Origin of the sequence: Thiomonas sp. FB-Cd (assembly GCF_000733775.1) — a bacterium.
GTDB lineage: Bacteria > Pseudomonadota > Gammaproteobacteria > Burkholderiales > Burkholderiaceae_C > Thiomonas_A.
In genome coordinates this window covers 2037280-2053334 of record NZ_JPOE01000002.1, presented here as the reverse complement: position 1 = coordinate 2053334, position 16055 = coordinate 2037280, and the positions used below count along the sequence as shown (strand labels likewise).

Genomic DNA, 16055 nt, shown 5'->3' with positions numbered 1-16055 from the left:
TCACCACCATGACGTGGCGACTCGAACTGCAGGGCATCACCAAGCGCTATCCGGGCGTCGTCGCCAACGACAGCGTGAGCCTGCGCGTGGCGCCGGGGCAGATTCATGCCGTCCTGGGCGAAAACGGCGCGGGTAAATCGACCTTGATGAAGGTGATCTTTGGTGTGGTGCAGCCCGATGCAGGCAGCATCCGTTTCAATGGCGAGGACGTCTCGATGCGCAGCCCCCACGTGGCGCGCGCGCTCGGGGTCGCCATGGTCTTCCAGCACTTTTCCCTGTTCGACACGCTGAGTGTTGCCGAAAACATCTGGTTGGGCCTGCCGCCAGGTCCGAGCTTGGCTGCGGTGACAAAGCGCATTGTTCAGGTGTCAGCTGGTTACGGCCTGGATGTCGCCCCGGACCGCCGGGTACACACCTTGTCTGTGGGCGAGCGCCAGCGCGTGGAAATCATCCGCGCGCTGCTCACGGAACCACAACTGCTGATACTCGATGAGCCGACCTCGGTGCTTGCGCCGCAGGCTGTCGACACGCTGTTTGTCACGCTGCGCCGGTTGGCCGATACGGGTTGCAGCATTCTTTACATCAGCCACAAGCTCGACGAAATCCGCGCCCTGTGCCACCACTGTACGGTGATGCGCGCGGGCAGAGTCGTGGGCGAAGTCGATCCGGCGAAGGAAAGCAACGCGAGTCTTTCGCGGTTGATGATCGGCGCTGACATCACGATGCCACAGCGCCACGCGCGCAAGCCCGGCGAGGTTGCGCTGGAACTGGACAAGCTGAGCCAGCCCGCTGCCGACCCTTTTGGGGTCTCACTCGTCGAGGTCAGCCTGAAAGTGCGTGCAGGCGAGATCCTCGGCATCGCAGGTGTATCGGGAAATGGCCAGCAGGAGCTGCTATCGCTGCTGTCGGGTGAGGACGCGCGTGCGCCGCTCGCCGGACGTGTGCGCTTGTTCGGTCAGGAGCTTGGAGCGAGCCGTCCCGAGGCCAGGCGGCATGCCGGGCTTCGGGTGATCCCCGAGGAGCGCCTCGGCCGAGGCGCCGTGCCCGCCATGACGCTTGCCGAAAACACCCTTCTCACTCACGCCGACGCGCCGGCTGTGCGCAAAGGCTGGATCCGTTGGGGCGTTGTGGCCGCGCAGGCGCGGGGCATCATTGCGCGTTTCGGTGTGCGCGCAACCGGTCCGCAGGCCGTGGCGCAGAGCCTGTCGGGAGGAAATCTGCAAAAGTTCATCGTCGGGCGCGAAATCGCCGGCAACCCCAAAGTGCTGGCGGTGGCGCAGCCGACCTGGGGCGTGGATGTTGGTGCGTCGGCACAGATTCGCGGCGAGCTCCTCGCACTGCGCGATGCAGGCTGCGCGCTGCTGGTTATTTCCGAGGAGCTAGACGAATTGTTCGAAATTTGCGATCGCATCGCAGTCATCGCCCGTGGACGATTGTCACCGGCGGTGCCCACAGGCCAGGCCACGGTGGAGCGCATCGGGCAATGGATGAGTGGCCTTTGGCGTGAGGATGAAGCGTCTGCCGCGCTGTGTGAGACTCCCGCGGAGGGTTCCCATGTTGCAGCTTGAGGCGCGACCGGCGCCTTCGCGCACCATGCTGGTGCTTTCACCGCTCATTGCTCTGGCGGCGACGGTTCTGTTTGGTGCGCTCATGTTTGCGGCGCTGGGCAAAAATCCGCTTGACGGGCTGGCACTGTTCTTTGTCGAACCATTGAAAGGGCTTTACGGCTTGTCCGAACTGGGCCTTAAGGCCACACCCCTCATCCTCTGCGGGTTGGGGCTGGCGGCGTGCTATCGCGCCAATGTGTGGAACATTGGTGCCGAAGGCCAGTTGCTGCTTGGAGCGATCGCGGCAAGTGGTGTGGCGCTGCAGGCGACGGACGACACCACGCGCTGGATTCTGGTGCCGATTCTGGTCGCTGGAGTCCTCGGCGGCATGCTCTGGGCTGCCCTTGTGGCCGTGCTGCGCGATCGTTTCCACGCCAACGAAATCCTCACGAGCCTGATGCTGGTGTATGTGGCTCAAAACCTTTTGGACTATCTCGTGTATGGCCCCTGGAAAGACCCCGAGGGCTACAACTTTCCGCAAACAGCCTTGTTCGCGGCCAGCACCACGCTTCCCAAATTGATTCCGGATACACGGCTGAACATCGGTTTCGCCATCGCGCTGCTGGCCGTGGCAGCCATGAGCCTGTTCATGAGCCGCACGTTGCAGGGGTTTCGGCTGGTCGTGGGTGGGCAGGCCGCAGATGCGGCGCGCTACGCCGGATTCTCGGCGCGCAAGTCGCTGTGGACCGTGCTGCTGCTCTCGGGGGGGCTGAGTGGGCTGGCCGGTGCGCTCGAAGCGGTCGGGCCGCTCGGGCAGCTCACGCCGCATGTTTCGCCGGGCTACGGCTTCGCCGCCATCATCGTGGCTTTTGTTGGTCGGCTCAATTCCATTGGCATTGTGTTTTCGGGCGTGTTGATGGCCATGTTCTATATCGGCGGTGAACTCGCGCAGTCACGCCTGGGTCTGCCCAATGCGATGACCGGCGTGTTCCAGGGCCTGCTGCTGTTTTGCCTGCTTGCGGCCGATACGCTTGTGACGCATCGCGTGAGGATCACGGGCCGCGGGATGCGCCATGCATGAGTACGCACTGCTGTTGGCTTCGGCGCTATCGGCAGGCACGCCGTTGGCGCTGGCTTCTCTTGGACTGCTGATCAACGAGAAATCGGGTGTGGTCAACCTGGGCGCCGAAGGCATGATGTTGATGGCCGCAATCGCTGGCTTTGCCGTGGCCGTTGCCACGGGCAATCAGTGGTTGGCGTTTGGTGCGGGGGCCGTGGTTGGCAGTGTGCTGGCAGCGGCTATTGGCGTGCTCGTGCTGTGGCTGGGCACGAACCAGTATGCCACGGGGCTTGCGATGTCTCTCTTCGGCGCGGGCCTGTCGGCCTTCCTGGGTATGAACGACGTCGGTCGCAACTTGGCACCCTTCGGCCACGTTCACATCCCGTGGCTGTCGGATCTGCCCTTTTTTGGGGCCGCGTTGTTTTCGCACCATCTCATGGTCTACGTGGCGATGCTGCTTGCCTGGGGCATTCACGTGTTTCTGCACCGCACCCGCGCGGGGCTCGTGCTGCGCGCAGTGGGCGAGTCGCCTGAGTCCGCCCATGCATTGGGCTATCCGGTGCGTCGCATCCGGTTGGCAGCCCTGATGGTGGGTGGTGCGTTATGCGGCATTGCAGGGGCTTACCTCTCGGTCATCTACACGCCGATGTGGGTGCAGGGGATGACGGCCGGGCGTGGCTGGATCGCACTTGCACTGACCACTTTTGCAACTTGGAGGCCCGCCCGCGTGCTCCTGGGCGCTTACCTGTTCGGCGGCGTGACCATGCTGCAGTTCTACTTTCAGGGGCGCGGCGTGCAGGTGCCTTCGCAACTGCTGTCGATGCTTCCCTATCTCGCCACCATCGTTGTGCTGGCGCTGATCTCACGCAACCCGACCTGGATTCGGATCAACATGCCGGCGTCTCTTGGTAAGGTGTTCCGTCCGACGGCCTGAGCGTGGTTCGGCGCAGCACCGGCCTGCCCAGGGGAGGCCTGGCAAGCGGGTGTCATTCACCCAGGCACGAAACGTGTATACAGTTTGCTGTCACAACCATCGGAGAACTCGCATCATGCAAAACAGGGATCGGATTCGTTATCTGGGGGCGGCACTTGCTGCTGGTGCTGCCGGGCTGCCCGCACTGGCGCGCAGCGCCAGCCCGCTCAAAGTCGGTTTCATCTACGTCGGCCCCGTGGGCGTCGCCGGTTGGAGCTACGCACATGACCAGGCGCGCAAGGCCATGCAGGCCCATTTTGGCGGCAGGGTTGTGACCCAGTTCGTCGAGAATGTGCCCGAGGGTCCTGATGCGGCGCGCGTCTTGCGCGACTTGGCCCAGCAGGGTAATGAGTTGATCTACGCCACCAGTTTTGGGTTCATGGAATCGGTGTTGCGCGTGGCGCGTGACTTCCCCAAGGTGAAGTTCGAACATGCCACCGGCTACAAAACCGCAGCCAACGTCGGAACCTACGATGCGCGCACCTATGAGGGCGCGTACATGGCAGGCGTGGTGGCGGGCGGGATGAGCAAAACCGGGGTGCTGGGTGTCGTGGGCTCGGTGCCCATTCCGGAGGTGTTGCGCAACATCAATTCCTTTACCTTGGGAGCGCAGTCGGTCAACGCAAAGATCAAGACCAAAGTGGTTTGGGTGAACAAGTGGTTCGATCCGCCGAAGGAAACCGAGGCGGCCACCTCGTTGGTCAACCAGGGCGCCGACGTGCTCTTTCAGAACACCGACTCGCCCGCAGTGCTGGAGACCGCTGAAAAGCTCGGTAAATATGCGTTCGGCTGGGACAGCGATATGGCCAAGTTCGGTCCCAAGGCGCATCTGGCATCGGCCGTCATCAACTGGACCCCGGTGTACGTGGATGAAACGGGCAAAGTGCTTGCCGGGACGTGGAAGCCCGAGCAGATCTGGTGGGGTGTGCGTCACGACGCGATCGACCTGGTTTCGATCAATCCTGCAGTACCCGCTGCCGTTCGCAAACGCGTGGAGATGGTCAAGGCCGGACTCAAAAACGGCAGCTTCCATATTTGGCAAGGTCCGATCCTCGGCCAGAACGGCGCCACAGTGCTGGCGGCGGGTGCCATTGGCGACGACAAGTTCCTGCATGGCATCGACTTCTACGTCAAGGGTGTGGAAGGCCAAGTGCCGGGCAAATAGCGGGGCAGGCGCGCGCGGCGGCTGTGCCGCGCGCGTCCCTGATCCGTGCAATCTGGGATTGCCCACGGGCGAATTGGACGTGCTTAGCGAAGGGGCGCTCGCGCCCGAGCGTGCCTTCGCTTTGGCGCGCCGCAATGGTGTGGCGACGCGTCGCGCAGCACCTGCGCCTTTTCGGCTCCCGAGTTGCTCCTTGGTTGGAGGGGGACTGATCAGGCGCACGCCGAGCATCGGTACGAAAACGCGCGGGCTTGCCCGACACCTGCACCGCACGAATCGGTCCTATGTCATCGGGTGTCCAGGCCACGGCTGCTGCGGATTGCTCCGGTTGCGCGGCCTACTTGGGTACAGGCATGCCCACGGCGCTTTCTACAATAGAGCGTTGAGCCTCAGCGCAGCCGCTCCCTGCCGCTGGCGGCATTCATTTTGGGAGCCATGTTGAGGACAACCATGGTGCAAAACCTCAGTCGCAGGCAGCTTCTCGCTGGCCTGGCAAGCGCCTGCGCTTCCGCACCCTGGGCGCGGGCACAGAACTCCACGCCATCGGTGAGCCGCCCACGGGCCGTCGTGCGCAGTGCCCCATTGCGCGTGGCCTTTGTCTATGTCACCCCGGTGGGCGCAACGGGTTGGACAGCACAGCATGATCGGGGACGGCTCCACATGCAGCGGGTGCTTGGGCGCGCGGTGCATAGCCGCTTTGTCGCCAACGTGCCGGAAGGGCCGGATGCCGAGCGCGTCGTGAGCGAGCTTGCTCATCAAGGCGAGGAGCTGATCTTCACCACCAGCTTTGGCTACATGGAGCCCGTGATGCGCGCGGCCCGCAACTTTCCGCGCACGGTTTTCGAGCAATGTTCGGGCTACAAGCTCGCCGCCAATGTGGGTGCGTACAACGGGCGCTTCTATCAAGGGCGGTACCTGTCAGGCATGGTCGCCGGCCATATGAGTCGCACTGGCGTGGCGGGTATGGTGGCGTCATTTCCGATTCCCGAGGTCATTCAGGGCATCAACGCCTTCACCTTGGGCATGCAGGCGGTGAACCCGCAAGCGCGCATGAAAGTGGTTTGGGTGAATACGTGGTACGACCCGGGGCGCGAGGCGGACGCGGCACGCGCCTTGGTGGGGCAGGGGGCCGACGTGCTCACGCACCACACGAATTCGCCCGCTGCCGTGCAGATCGCCGAGGAGAAAGGTTGCTGGGCCGTCGGCTACTGCAGCGACGAGGCGGCATTCGCTCCACGTGCCCAGTTGACGGCTGTCACTTTGCATTGGGGTGACTTTTATGTGCGCACAGCGCAGGACGTGCTGGCGGGGCGCTGGCGCTCGCAGAGTGTCTGGGATGGCATCGCCCAGGGCTTCGTGAAACTCGCGCCCTTTGGTGTTGCCGTGCCTGAGCGCGTGCGCAGCCAAGTGCGGCGATCCGAGCAGGATATCGTCCGGGGGCGGTTGCATCCCTTCTCGGGGCGCATCCTGGATAACCGCGGGGGTCTGTTCTTCGACGGCGTGCATATGTCCGATGGGCAAATCCAGCGCATGGATCGGTACGTGATGGGTGTCGAGGGCAGTGTTCCTCGACTCTGAGCGGGCAGGCCGCGGCGTTCAGTCGCGCGTGGCGCGTCGGCGCACACACTCCACATAAGCCTCGCCATCGGGCGGCAAGCCGTTTCGTTGCGCGGTCCACAGCATCGCGCCCAGGCATTCCATGATGGCGTGCTGAGCTTCGTGCTCACCGAGTCGCGAGGCCAGCAGCTGGCAGGCCTGCTTGATCCCGGGGGGCTGGTCAATGGAAACCTGTTCGGTGATCGACAGATGCATGGACAGGTGCAAAAAGGGATTGCTTGTGCCCTGCTCCACGCCATACTCCCGCTCCAGGGCATCGGGCGCGGTGAGGTCGTCGTGGTATTCCGGGTGTTGCTCCATCCACTGGACCGCGAGAATTTCCAGCGGCGTGAGGACGCTGTTCGCGCGCCTGCGCCATGCATCGATAAAGAAACGACGGACTTCGTCCTTGCTGGGATTGAACATGGGCAGGTTGCGCGCAGGTGGAATGGTGCCGCTGTTGGACCCGAGGGTCGTGTCGCACGTCCCAGGGGTCAAGCCGATGGGCGTCGGCCATGATGATAGGGATGACGCCCAACTCATGCGATGCCATCGACGATCGACAGGGCCGCCGCCGGGTCAGATCAGCCCAGCGTGGATGATGTCCGCCCGGGCCAGGCTGAGCGCCCGCAAGCGCACAATGGGCCTGCGCCAGGACTCACCGGGGCCGGAACGGTCCGACGTCACGCCCACGGAGACCACGCTCAGCCGCGGCGCTGCGCTCGGGTCGCTGACGTGGAAAACCATGCGACAGCGCCGCCACGCCCGTCCCAGACGTGTCCTGCGTGTTGAATGCGTCGATGAGCACCACCATTGCGCTGTTCTGGTCGCGCGGCGCCGTGTGCCCGCACGGGCACACACACATGCATGCGTTGGCTCAGCGTCTTGGGCGCGATCTCCCAACACGCCGAGCAGCGCTGCGACGGTTTGAGTTGGCGCGTATTGCTCAGATGCAGTCGCGTACCAGCTTCTTCCGCTTTGTACGCGAGCATCGGATGCGCCATGCCGAACGCGGCCGAGAGAATTTCCCGGTTGAGTCCGGCCTTTTGCCGCACGCGACGGCCCGGTGTCTCCACCGTGCCCTTCGCGCTGCGGCTCATGTTCTTGGGTGCGAGTTCTTCGGTCGCCAGCACCGCGCATTGCCGCACCATCCTGGTCGTTTCCTTGTGCACGAAGTCCCGGCGCCGATTGCCGATACGCTCGTGCAGCCGGGCGATGCGGCGCCCGAGCCGTTTGAAGCGCAGCGATCCCTTCTTCTTCCTGGCGCGCTGCCGCTGCAGCGCGGCAAGGCGCGGCAGTTCCTCGCGCACCCAGCGCGGGTTATCGATGGTCCGTCCATCATCGAACGTCGCCCAGTCGGTGATCCCGAAATCCACGCCACGCCGCATGCCGGCGGCGCGCTGCCGCGCACAGGTCGCGTCGGGCACGCGCAGCGTCACCGACACGAACCACCCACCACCTTTGCGCGTGAGCGTGATGTCGTTGGGTTTTGCCTGATCGCCGAAGCGGTGCCGCCCGCGCGCCCGAATGGACATCGCAGCCTCGCCAGTGCCGATGCGCAGCGTGGCACCACTGCCGCCATGCTGCATGAGCTTCCATCCAGCGGAATCGGGATAGGCGAAGCCCGAGAACCGCTTGGCCGCCTTGAACCGCGGGAAGCCGGGTGTCTGTCCCGCTTTGACCCGGCGAAAGAACGACTGGAAGGCGAGATCCAGCCGCCGCAGCGTCTGCTGCAGCGCGTGGCTGCCGAGTTCGTTGAGCTCGGGCCGATCGGCCTTGATCTGCGGCAATGCGTTCTGCTGCGCGTAATAGCGGATGGATTTGCCCGCCTTGCGCCAGGCGTCGATGCGTTCTTCCAGTGCCGCGTTGTACAACTCGCAGTGCAGCCGCGTCCACGCCTCCAGCCGCGCCATCTGCGCGGCATTGGGAGACAGCTTGAGCGTGACTTTGCGCCGTTGCATGCTGGTCTTTTATCCAGCCCGGAGAGGAACAACAAGCGAAACCCGCCCGCTTGACCCCCTCCTGCCCGGTCGGCTTCGCCTGAGCGACGCTGTGCGTCGGGCCGGGCGAGGAAGGGGAATGCGCGGGCACATGTTCAAGCAGGGCTGGGTGAATTGCCTCGGCGGTTGTTAAGCTGGCGGCTGGATTCGGACCAAGTTTTCGGGGAGAACACCATGCCGGTCATCGTCATCGCCAATCCCAAGGGAGGCGTAGGAAAATCCACCATCTCCACGCAGCTCGCCGGATACTGGGCGAGCAAAGGCCACAAAGTGATGCTGGGAGATGCCGATCGACAGCAGTCGTCCCGGCTTTGGCTGTCATTGCGGCCGCAGCAGGCTGCACCGATTGCGACGTGGAAAATCGGCCCGGACTACATCGCCCGGCCGCCCGAAGGGACCAGTCACGTGGTCATCGACACGCCGGCCGGCCTGCACGGCTGGCGCTTCAGCGACGTGCTGCGCTTGGCCGATAAGCTGTTGATTCCCGTGCAGCCCTCCATTTTCGATATCTATGCGGCGCAGGATTTTCTCGACAAACTCGCCGAGGACCGCAAGCTCAAGGACTTACAGATCGGATTGGTGGGCGTGCGGGTCGACGAGCGCACCCGTGCAGCCGATCAGCTGCGCGGCTTTTTCTCGCGACTGCCACAACCGTTGCTCGCGATGTTGCGGCCCACCACCGCATACGCGCACATGGCCGCACACGGATTGACACTGTGGGATGTGAATCCGCACCAAGTGGAAAAGGATCTTCAGCAGTGGGAAGGCATCACCCGCTGGGCCGATTCGGCTTGAAACGGGCGCACGCCCGAAAAGAAAGCCTGTGGCGTGCGCGCGATGCTTCCGCGCAGTCTCAGGCGGCGGCCTTGATTGGAGTGATCAGCGGCTGCAGTGCGCTGCGGTTGATGCGGAACAGACGCGGGCCGACATGCTCAAGGATGCCATCACGTTCAAACTGGGCGATGACACGGCTGGCCGTCTCAAGAGCCACGCCGAGCATTGCGCCCAAGTCGCTGCGCTTCGGAAGCGTGATCGTGTCGTTGAGTTCCGGTTCGGCGAGCTTGAGTAACAGGCGCGCCATGCGGGATGGGATGGTGCCCGAGCCGAGAAGGAGCGCCCAATCGTCGGTTTCGCGCAGGGCGTGGTGCCAGCGCTCGAGAAATTCCTGGCGCAGGTTGGGCACGTGCTCTTCGAGTCGGCGGATCACGTCCACCGGGATGCGGCACACGCGCACGGCACCGATTGCTGAAGCATGATGCATGTAAGGCTGCTGGATGAAGGCTTCCAGCCCGATCAGATCGCCTCGCTTGGCCACGCGTGTGATGCGCCGGGTTCCGTCAGGCAGCACGCGTTCGAGTTTCACGAAGCCGGTCTTGATCGTGTAGAGCCATTCGCCACGCGTGCCCTCGGAAAACAGCAGCTGGCCAGGCGTGAACTGCATATCGTCGATGACCCGGTGGATTTCGTTGAAATCGTCCTCGCCCAATGCGCCAAACAGGGCAATGCGCCGGACGCCGCAATTGCGGCAGTCGGCGGCGCCGCGCCAAGCGTTGATCACCTCGCTGTGGGCGACGCGCTTGCCTAGGGGAAGGGGGCTGTGACTCTTGCGCAGAGCGTCGAGGGGGATTCGGGCGAAGTCGACGGCTGTATCCATGGCATTTCCTTGAAGTTCCTCAATATTAGCGGTCACTGATATACGGTTGTCAATACGGGTTAAGCGCATAGGGATCGGGTCAAACCCGAAGTTTCCGGATGCAGATCTGATCATTGTTGAAATTTCGGCCTGATTTGGATCAAGTTCTCGACGTTCAACGGTGGACACCACCGGTATTTGGGAGGAGGGAAATCCACGCGCAACATCCGCAGGCGCCATGCGTGTGGCGCCGCCGCGGTTCTAAACTGACACCTTTGACCACCAACCGACGCCGCCATGCATGGGTCCAGTCTTGAACAAATTGCCGCGCGCGACGTGCGGCGCGCCCTCGCCGAAGATGTTGGCAGCGGCGATCTCACCGCGGCCCTGATCGACTCACGCGCGCAAGCCCTGGCACGCGTGATCGTGCGCGAGCGCGCCACGTTGTGTGGTCAGCCTTGGGCCGAGCAGGCGGTGCGCCAGGTCGATCCCTCCGCGCGGATCGCCTGGTTGGTCGGGGAGGGCTCGACGATGGAGCCGGACCAGCCGATTCTGGAGCTCAGGGGGCCGGCGCGCGCGGTGCTGACGGCTGAACGCACACTGCTGAATTTCCTGCAGCTGCTCTCGGGAGTTGCCACGCATACGGCCGCTTACGTACTGGCCGTGGCGGGGACCCGGGCCAAAATTGTCGACACACGCAAAACGCTTCCAGGTCTTCGTGCGGCGGAGAAATACGCCGTGCGCGTGGGCGGCGGTCATAACCACCGCATGGGGCTCTATGACGGCATCCTGATCAAGGAAAACCACATTGCAGCTGCGGGCGGCGTCACCGCCGTTCTGGCGCAGGCCATGGCCATCGCCCCGCCAGGGGTGTTCGTGCAGATCGAAGTCGAGACGCTGGCGCAGTTGCGCGAGGCGCTGGATGCTGGCGCGCGCATGGTGCTCCTGGACAACATGAACCTGGACACGTTGCGTGAGGCCGTTGCCCTCAACGCGGGGCGCGCCGAACTGGAAGTCTCGGGCGGGGTTGAACTCTCCACAGTGCGGGCACTTGCGGAAACCGGCGTTGACCGCATCTCCATCGGCAAGCTGACCAAGGATGTCCGGGCGGTGGACTTTTCCATGCGCTTTGCGGGTATTGGAGAGACAGGCGCATGATGCATGCGTGCGCTGCGCACCAAGGGCGTCAACGTCACTCGGCATGCCCTGGTTCATGTTTGTGTTTTTCTCCTGCAATCAGGACTATTCGCCATGGATGCCACAACCTTTGCAATCGCTGTTGAAAGCCCCGTCTCGAGCACGCAAGACGCCTGGGCGCGTGTGCCGCCCGAGCCAAGCGCCGCGCGCCGCGCCGAGCTGATGCGCGAGTGTCGTGAACTGCTGGCTCGGGAAAAGGCCGTGCTCGTCGCACATTACTACGTGCATTCGGACCTGCAGGATCTGGCCCAGGACACCGGAGGGATGGTCGCCGACTCTCTGGAAATGGCCCGTTTTGGGGCGCGCCATGCAGCGTCCACCCTCGTGGTGGCCGGTGTGCGTTTCATGGGTGAGACGGCCAAGATGCTGTCGATGGACAAGCGCGTGCTGATGCCGGATCTGGATGCCACTTGCTCACTCGACATCGGTTGTCCGGCGCCCGCATTCGCCGCCTTTTGCGATGCACACCCGGAACGTACGGTGGTCGTGTACGCGAACACGAGTGCGGCCGTGAAGGCCCGAGCCGATTGGGTGGTCACCTCCAGCTGCGCGCTGGACATCGTGCGTGATCTGCACGCGCGAGGCGAAAAGGTCCTGTGGGCACCTGACAAGCACCTGGGCGCCTATATTCAACGGGAGACCGGAGCGGACATGCTGCTGTGGCAAGGTGCATGCATCGTCCACGATGAATTCAAGGCACTGGAGCTCGATCTGCTCAAGGCCGCGCATCCGGAAGCCCGTGTGCTGGTCCACCCGGAGAGCCCGGCGGCAGTCATTGCCTTGGCCGACGTCGTGGGTTCGACCTCGCAGATCCTGAAGGCGGCGAGGGGCTTGCCGGCGTCAACGTTCATCGTCGCGACCGACGCGGGCATGTTCCACGCCCTGGAGCAACAAAACCCGGGCAAGTGCTTTATTGCCGCGCCCACTGCCGGAGAGGGCGCAACGTGCAAGAGTTGTGCGCACTGCCCATGGATGGCGATGAACAGCCTGGAGGGCCTGGCGCATGCATTGCGCACGGGATCCGGGGAAATTCACCTGGACCCGCGTGTGGCTGAGCGCGCGCGCCTGCCTGTGCAGCGCATGCTGGACTTCACGGCAGCGCACCAGACGGCAAACGCACCCGGTGCGCTGGTGTCAGGGCTGGGTGCTGCCTGAATCCGGCTGACCGCCGCGCTGCGATGGTCTGAGGGCGAAACGGCCGGGCGCCAGCGCGGCAAGCAAGTCGCGCTCGATCGGAGCCGGCTCACCCTCGAGGTGCGTGGCGATGCACTCGGCGGCCAGCGCCTCAAGGATGAGGCCACGCGAGCCCATTGCGATGCTGAGATAAAGCCCCGGTTGCACTGGCCATTCGGCGGGCGGACGCTGTCGCAGCGCGGGGTGGCCTTGCGCAAGTGCAGTCCAGTCGGGCCATGCTCCCACGCACGGCAGGCGGTCCCGAGCGACGGCGCGCACGCCGCCAAATCGCCTTGCCGCCGCCGGCGGCTTATCGGGCAAGGGGCCCACGAGGGGTTGCAGGCCGCGCACGATGTGCGCCCACGCCAAAGCTGCGGGCATGCTCGCCGCGGCCCCCTCCTCATAGGTGGCGCCCAGGAACAACCACGGCGTGCCAGCAGGCAACCCCAGGGACTCGATGGCAGCGCTTGGCAGGGGCAAGGCGTAGCAATCGCCCACCACGCCGTGGCGCAGCGAAGCCAGTGCCGGCACTGCGGCCGCGGGCACGATGAAGCCCTGCCCCGGTTGGGCCCGCATCGGCAAGCAGGTGTCATGCGGCACCAAGCCACTTGCGTCCAGAAGGCGCACGGCGTCAAGCGCCGTGGCGACAATGCACGTGGGCGCCTGCGCCAGGAGGCGACCCTGCGCATCAAGCGCTTGCCATTCGGTGCCCGGCAAGCATGCGCTCGTCGCACGCCCAAGCTTGCACACCTGCAATCCGCGCTGCAGCTGCACGCCGGGGGTGCGTAACCAGGCATCAACGAGGCAGCTCGCCGCAGCCACGCCGCCTGCCGCCCACCAACCACCGCTTGTCAGGGGTATGCCGGCGCGGCTGGAAGCCAAGCCTGCATCCACTACCTCGGCCACCGCTGGAGGCAAGGCAAGGGCTTCAGCGACGCGACTGAGGCTCTCAGCCAGCATGCCATTCGCTTGTGCCAGAAACACGCCGCCGTCGCGCCATAAAGCCGTGGTCGCCATGTGCGACCCCTGGGCGGGGAGGGCATGGCGCAACGCGGCGAGACCGGCGCGCGTCAAGCGGGCGAGCCGGTCGTCATCGGGTGCAAGGCGCACGTGTGCCAGTCCGGCAGGCAGCGTCGAGGCGCCGGTGCGGGCGCTGTCGACGCCCGCCGCGTGCAGAACCTCCACGGCCCAGCCCCTCGCGGCCAGGGCTCGCGCGCATGCCGCACCGGCAAGGCCCGCTCCGATTACCAAGGCGCGACGCGAGTGCTCGGCGCGCGGAGCACTGCGAGGCTCCAGTCGCCGCGTGCGCCAGCGCGGCGCGTAGACGGCTTGTAAGCGCTGCGCCTTGCCTCCGTAGCCCGGCGCGGTGGTGACGTCAAAGCCGGCATCGCGCAAGCCGTCGCACACGCTCCTGGCCACCGTGTAGGTCGCCAGCCGGGCCCCGGGGCGGGCCAGACGGCCCACGGCCTTGAGCAGCGTGCTTTGCCACGGGGCTGCGTTGCGGGCCGGGGCAAAACCGTCGAGGAAAATGGCGTTGGCCCCCAGGTCAAGCTGGGGCACGAGGGACTGGGCGTCACCCAGGGCCAGAGTCAGGCAGATGCGTCCGCCTTGCAGGCGCAGCGGGTGCAGACCGCGCACAGGCGCAGGCCATTGGGCGGCAAGCTCCTGCGCCAATGGCAGCAGCGCCGGATCGGCACAAGCGCTGCGAAGATCCTCAGCGCGCAAAGGGTGCAATTCGACGCCGACGTAATGCAGCGTGTCAGGTCGCGCAGGGTCGTCGAGCCAGGCCTGCCACGTTGCCAGAAAGTTGGTGCCCAGGCCGAAACCAATTTCAAGAATGACGAATTGGCGCTGTGCGCTCCATGCCGCTGGCGTATCCAGCAGGCCGCAACCCGTGAGGAAGACGGCGCGTGCCTGCCCGAGGGCGCCGGACCGGCTGGCATAGATGTCCGCGTAGCGCTCGCTGTAGGGTTGACCCTGGGCGTCGCGGCCCAGCGGCTCCGAGTGGATCGGGACGGGGCGGCTCAAGGCCGGCCCTGCCTGGACGGTGTGGACTCAGTCATCCGTTGCTTATATGGATGCCTCCCGGCGATCAAGAGCAATCGGCGTTGTGCTGTGAAGAGTCGGCTGCCGCCTTATATCCGGCCTCGATCGCGGGTTGTCTGGTTGCCCAGACGCGCCGCCGGCCCCGATGTCATTCGCGGACAAGCGCCTCATCTCCTAGAGCGGACTGTTGAAGTCCGACAACGGATTCAGGTTTGGCTTGCCCCGGTCCGACCGGTTCACATCACGCTGCGTCTTGCTGCCTCATCGCCTACAAAGGCGGTCCATTCCTTTCATCAAGTAAGAGTTGATCCATGGTCACCGTTCGTTCAGGCCGCTTGCGGCCGCACGCTGCGGTGGCCCCTCTGGTAATCCTGTTGTCTGGCCGTGACGGCCCAGATCGTCCGCGCCATCTTGGCCGCCTGGGCCACGATGACCACGTTGGCCGGGCGCCGCTGCCGGATCTGCTCCAACCATGGCCCCGGTTCCTTGGCGTGCGTGAGCACGGATCGCGCGCCGTGGATCAACAGCGTTCGCACGTAGGCGTCGCCGCGTTTGGAGATGCCCTGCAGGCGGATCTTGCCGCCCGTGCCTCGCTGTGCGGGCACCAGGCCCAGCCAGGCGCAGAACTGGCGCGCCGAGCCGAAAGCGCGGGCGTCGCCCATGGTGGCGATCGCCGCTGTGGCGGTGAGCACCCCGACGCCGGGGATCTCGGCAATGCGCCGCATGTCCGGATCCTGGCGGAGTTGCCATGCCAGACGCTTGTCGATGGCGGCGATGTCCTCGCCCAGCGCCTTGATCCTTTGCACCTGCTCGCGCAGACTGTCGGCCACCATCTGCGGCAGCGCCGTCGAGAGTGCCTCCAGCGCCGCCTCGACCTCGCCCAGCATGGCCCGGCTGCCCTTGGCGAAGACGGTGCCGAACTCGTACAGCAATCCGCGCAGCGCGTTGGTCTGCATGACGCGCATCTTCATCAGCAGCTCGCGCTGGCGATGCAGCGTCAGCGTGGCCTGCTGCGCCAGCGACTTGACTCCGACGAACTTGGTGCCCGGCTGCTGCACCGCCAGCCAGATCGCTCGCGCGTCCGTCGCATCGGTCTTGTTGCCCGACACGAACGGCCGCACCGCCCGGGCGTGCAGCAGCCTCACCTCATGGCCCAGCGCGCGCAGCTCGCGCGCCCAGTGGTGCGCCCCGCCGCAGGCCTCGATGCCGACCAGGCACCGCGCCCGGTTGGCGAAGTGCTCCAGCACCTTGGCCCGCTTGATCTGCACATTGGCAATCTCGCCCGTGAACATGTCGACCGTGTGCATCTGAAACACCAGCTTGGCGATGTCCAGCCCCACCACCTGCAGGCCGTCCATCGTGCCGATGATTTGCCCTGCGCTCATGCCTGTCTTACGATTCATGTCGGGTCTCCGAGGGTGTTTGTGAAGACCGTGGTCTATCACGTCCTGGGCACATCGATGCCGTATCCACTCGGGGACCCACCCCGCCACCCTAGCGGCCAGGTCGACTCCGAACGGCCTCGCGTTCATCTCCATACTCCTGTCTCAGTCCCCGCAGGGAGGGAGGCATCCATCACATCTCCGAGAAACCCCGCCGTTTAGGGCGGGGAGGGAAGGAGCGCCGATCGAAGATCGGTGCTGTGTGGACAATTTACACGGAAAAAGC

13 protein-coding genes are annotated in these 16055 nt (G+C 64.9%); 8 read left to right on the top strand and 5 right to left on the bottom strand.

The window, feature by feature from the left end; genetic code table 11:
- The first annotated feature begins 8 nt into the window (after positions 1-8).
- From CD04_RS0109920 to CD04_RS0109900, 5 genes are all read left to right on the top strand, one after another.
- The gene (locus CD04_RS0109920; protein WP_031406362.1) at positions 9-1568 is read left to right on the top strand and encodes an ABC transporter ATP-binding protein; all 1560 of its coding nucleotides are present in this window, start codon (positions 9-11) and stop codon (positions 1566-1568) included.
- Positions 1555-2628 (top strand): ABC transporter permease, encoded by a 1074-nt coding sequence (locus tag CD04_RS0109915; RefSeq protein WP_031406360.1) that lies wholly within the window; start codon positions 1555-1557, stop codon positions 2626-2628. The genes CD04_RS0109920 and CD04_RS0109915 overlap by 14 nt, the downstream gene beginning before the upstream one ends.
- The gene (locus CD04_RS0109910) at positions 2621-3541 is read left to right on the top strand and encodes an ABC transporter permease (protein ID WP_031406358.1); all 921 of its coding nucleotides are present in this window, start codon (positions 2621-2623) and stop codon (positions 3539-3541) included. Before CD04_RS0109915 ends, CD04_RS0109910 begins: the two co-directional genes overlap by 8 nt.
- Positions 3542-3656: 115 nt before the next feature.
- A complete protein-coding gene (locus CD04_RS0109905; protein ID WP_051849079.1) occupies positions 3657-4745 on the top strand; it encodes a BMP family ABC transporter substrate-binding protein in 1089 nt (362 codons plus the stop codon).
- A 432-nt stretch (positions 4746-5177) separates the two neighbouring features.
- Positions 5178-6320: a BMP family ABC transporter substrate-binding protein gene (locus tag CD04_RS0109900; RefSeq protein WP_231480524.1), complete on the top strand. Its 1143-nt coding sequence runs from the start codon at positions 5178-5180 to the stop codon at positions 6318-6320.
- Between the two features lie 18 nt (positions 6321-6338).
- On the opposite strand, the gene CD04_RS0109895 is transcribed toward CD04_RS0109900, so the two are convergent.
- Both CD04_RS0109895 and CD04_RS0109890 read right to left on the bottom strand, forming a co-directional pair.
- Positions 6339-6764 (bottom strand): DUF1841 family protein, encoded by a 426-nt coding sequence (locus CD04_RS0109895; protein WP_031406352.1) that lies wholly within the window; start codon positions 6762-6764, stop codon positions 6339-6341.
- Positions 6765-7042: 278 nt separating this feature from the next.
- Positions 7043-8299 (bottom strand): RNA-guided endonuclease TnpB family protein, encoded by a 1257-nt coding sequence (locus tag CD04_RS0109890; RefSeq protein WP_031406350.1) that lies wholly within the window; start codon positions 8297-8299, stop codon positions 7043-7045.
- Positions 8300-8512: 213 nt separating this feature from the next.
- On the opposite strand from CD04_RS0109890, the gene CD04_RS0109885 reads away from it, so the two are divergent.
- Positions 8513-9133 (top strand): ParA family protein, encoded by a 621-nt coding sequence (locus CD04_RS0109885; protein WP_031406348.1) that lies wholly within the window; start codon positions 8513-8515, stop codon positions 9131-9133.
- A gap of 58 nt (positions 9134-9191) precedes the next feature.
- Here the strand turns inward: CD04_RS0109885 and CD04_RS0109880 are convergent, their stop codons facing one another.
- Positions 9192-9992 (bottom strand): Crp/Fnr family transcriptional regulator, encoded by an 801-nt coding sequence (locus tag CD04_RS0109880; protein ID WP_051849078.1) that lies wholly within the window; start codon positions 9990-9992, stop codon positions 9192-9194.
- Between the two features lie 276 nt (positions 9993-10268).
- Here CD04_RS0109880 and nadC point away from each other — a divergent pair, with 276 nt between their 5' ends.
- Together nadC and nadA are read left to right on the top strand one after the other, a co-directional pair.
- Positions 10269-11129, top strand: a complete 861-nt coding sequence (nadC, locus tag CD04_RS0109875; RefSeq protein WP_031406346.1) for a carboxylating nicotinate-nucleotide diphosphorylase — start codon at positions 10269-10271, stop codon at positions 11127-11129.
- Between the two features lie 93 nt (positions 11130-11222).
- Positions 11223-12323, top strand: coding sequence for a quinolinate synthase NadA (nadA, locus tag CD04_RS0109870; protein WP_031406345.1), 1101 nt, complete (start codon positions 11223-11225; stop codon positions 12321-12323).
- On the opposite strand, the gene mnmC is transcribed toward nadA, so the two are convergent.
- Together mnmC and CD04_RS0109860 are read right to left on the bottom strand one after the other, a co-directional pair.
- Entirely contained in the window at positions 12303-14369 is a 2067-nt protein-coding gene (mnmC, locus tag CD04_RS0109865) for an FAD-dependent 5-carboxymethylaminomethyl-2-thiouridine(34) oxidoreductase MnmC (protein WP_051849077.1), read from the bottom strand. The two genes, nadA and mnmC, sit on opposite strands and share 21 nt — an antisense overlap.
- A gap of 344 nt (positions 14370-14713) precedes the next feature.
- Complete coding sequence (locus CD04_RS0109860) at positions 14714-15745, bottom strand: IS110 family transposase (RefSeq protein WP_031404313.1); 1032 nt, start codon at positions 15743-15745, stop codon at positions 14714-14716.
- Between the last annotated feature and the right edge of the window lie 310 nt (positions 15746-16055).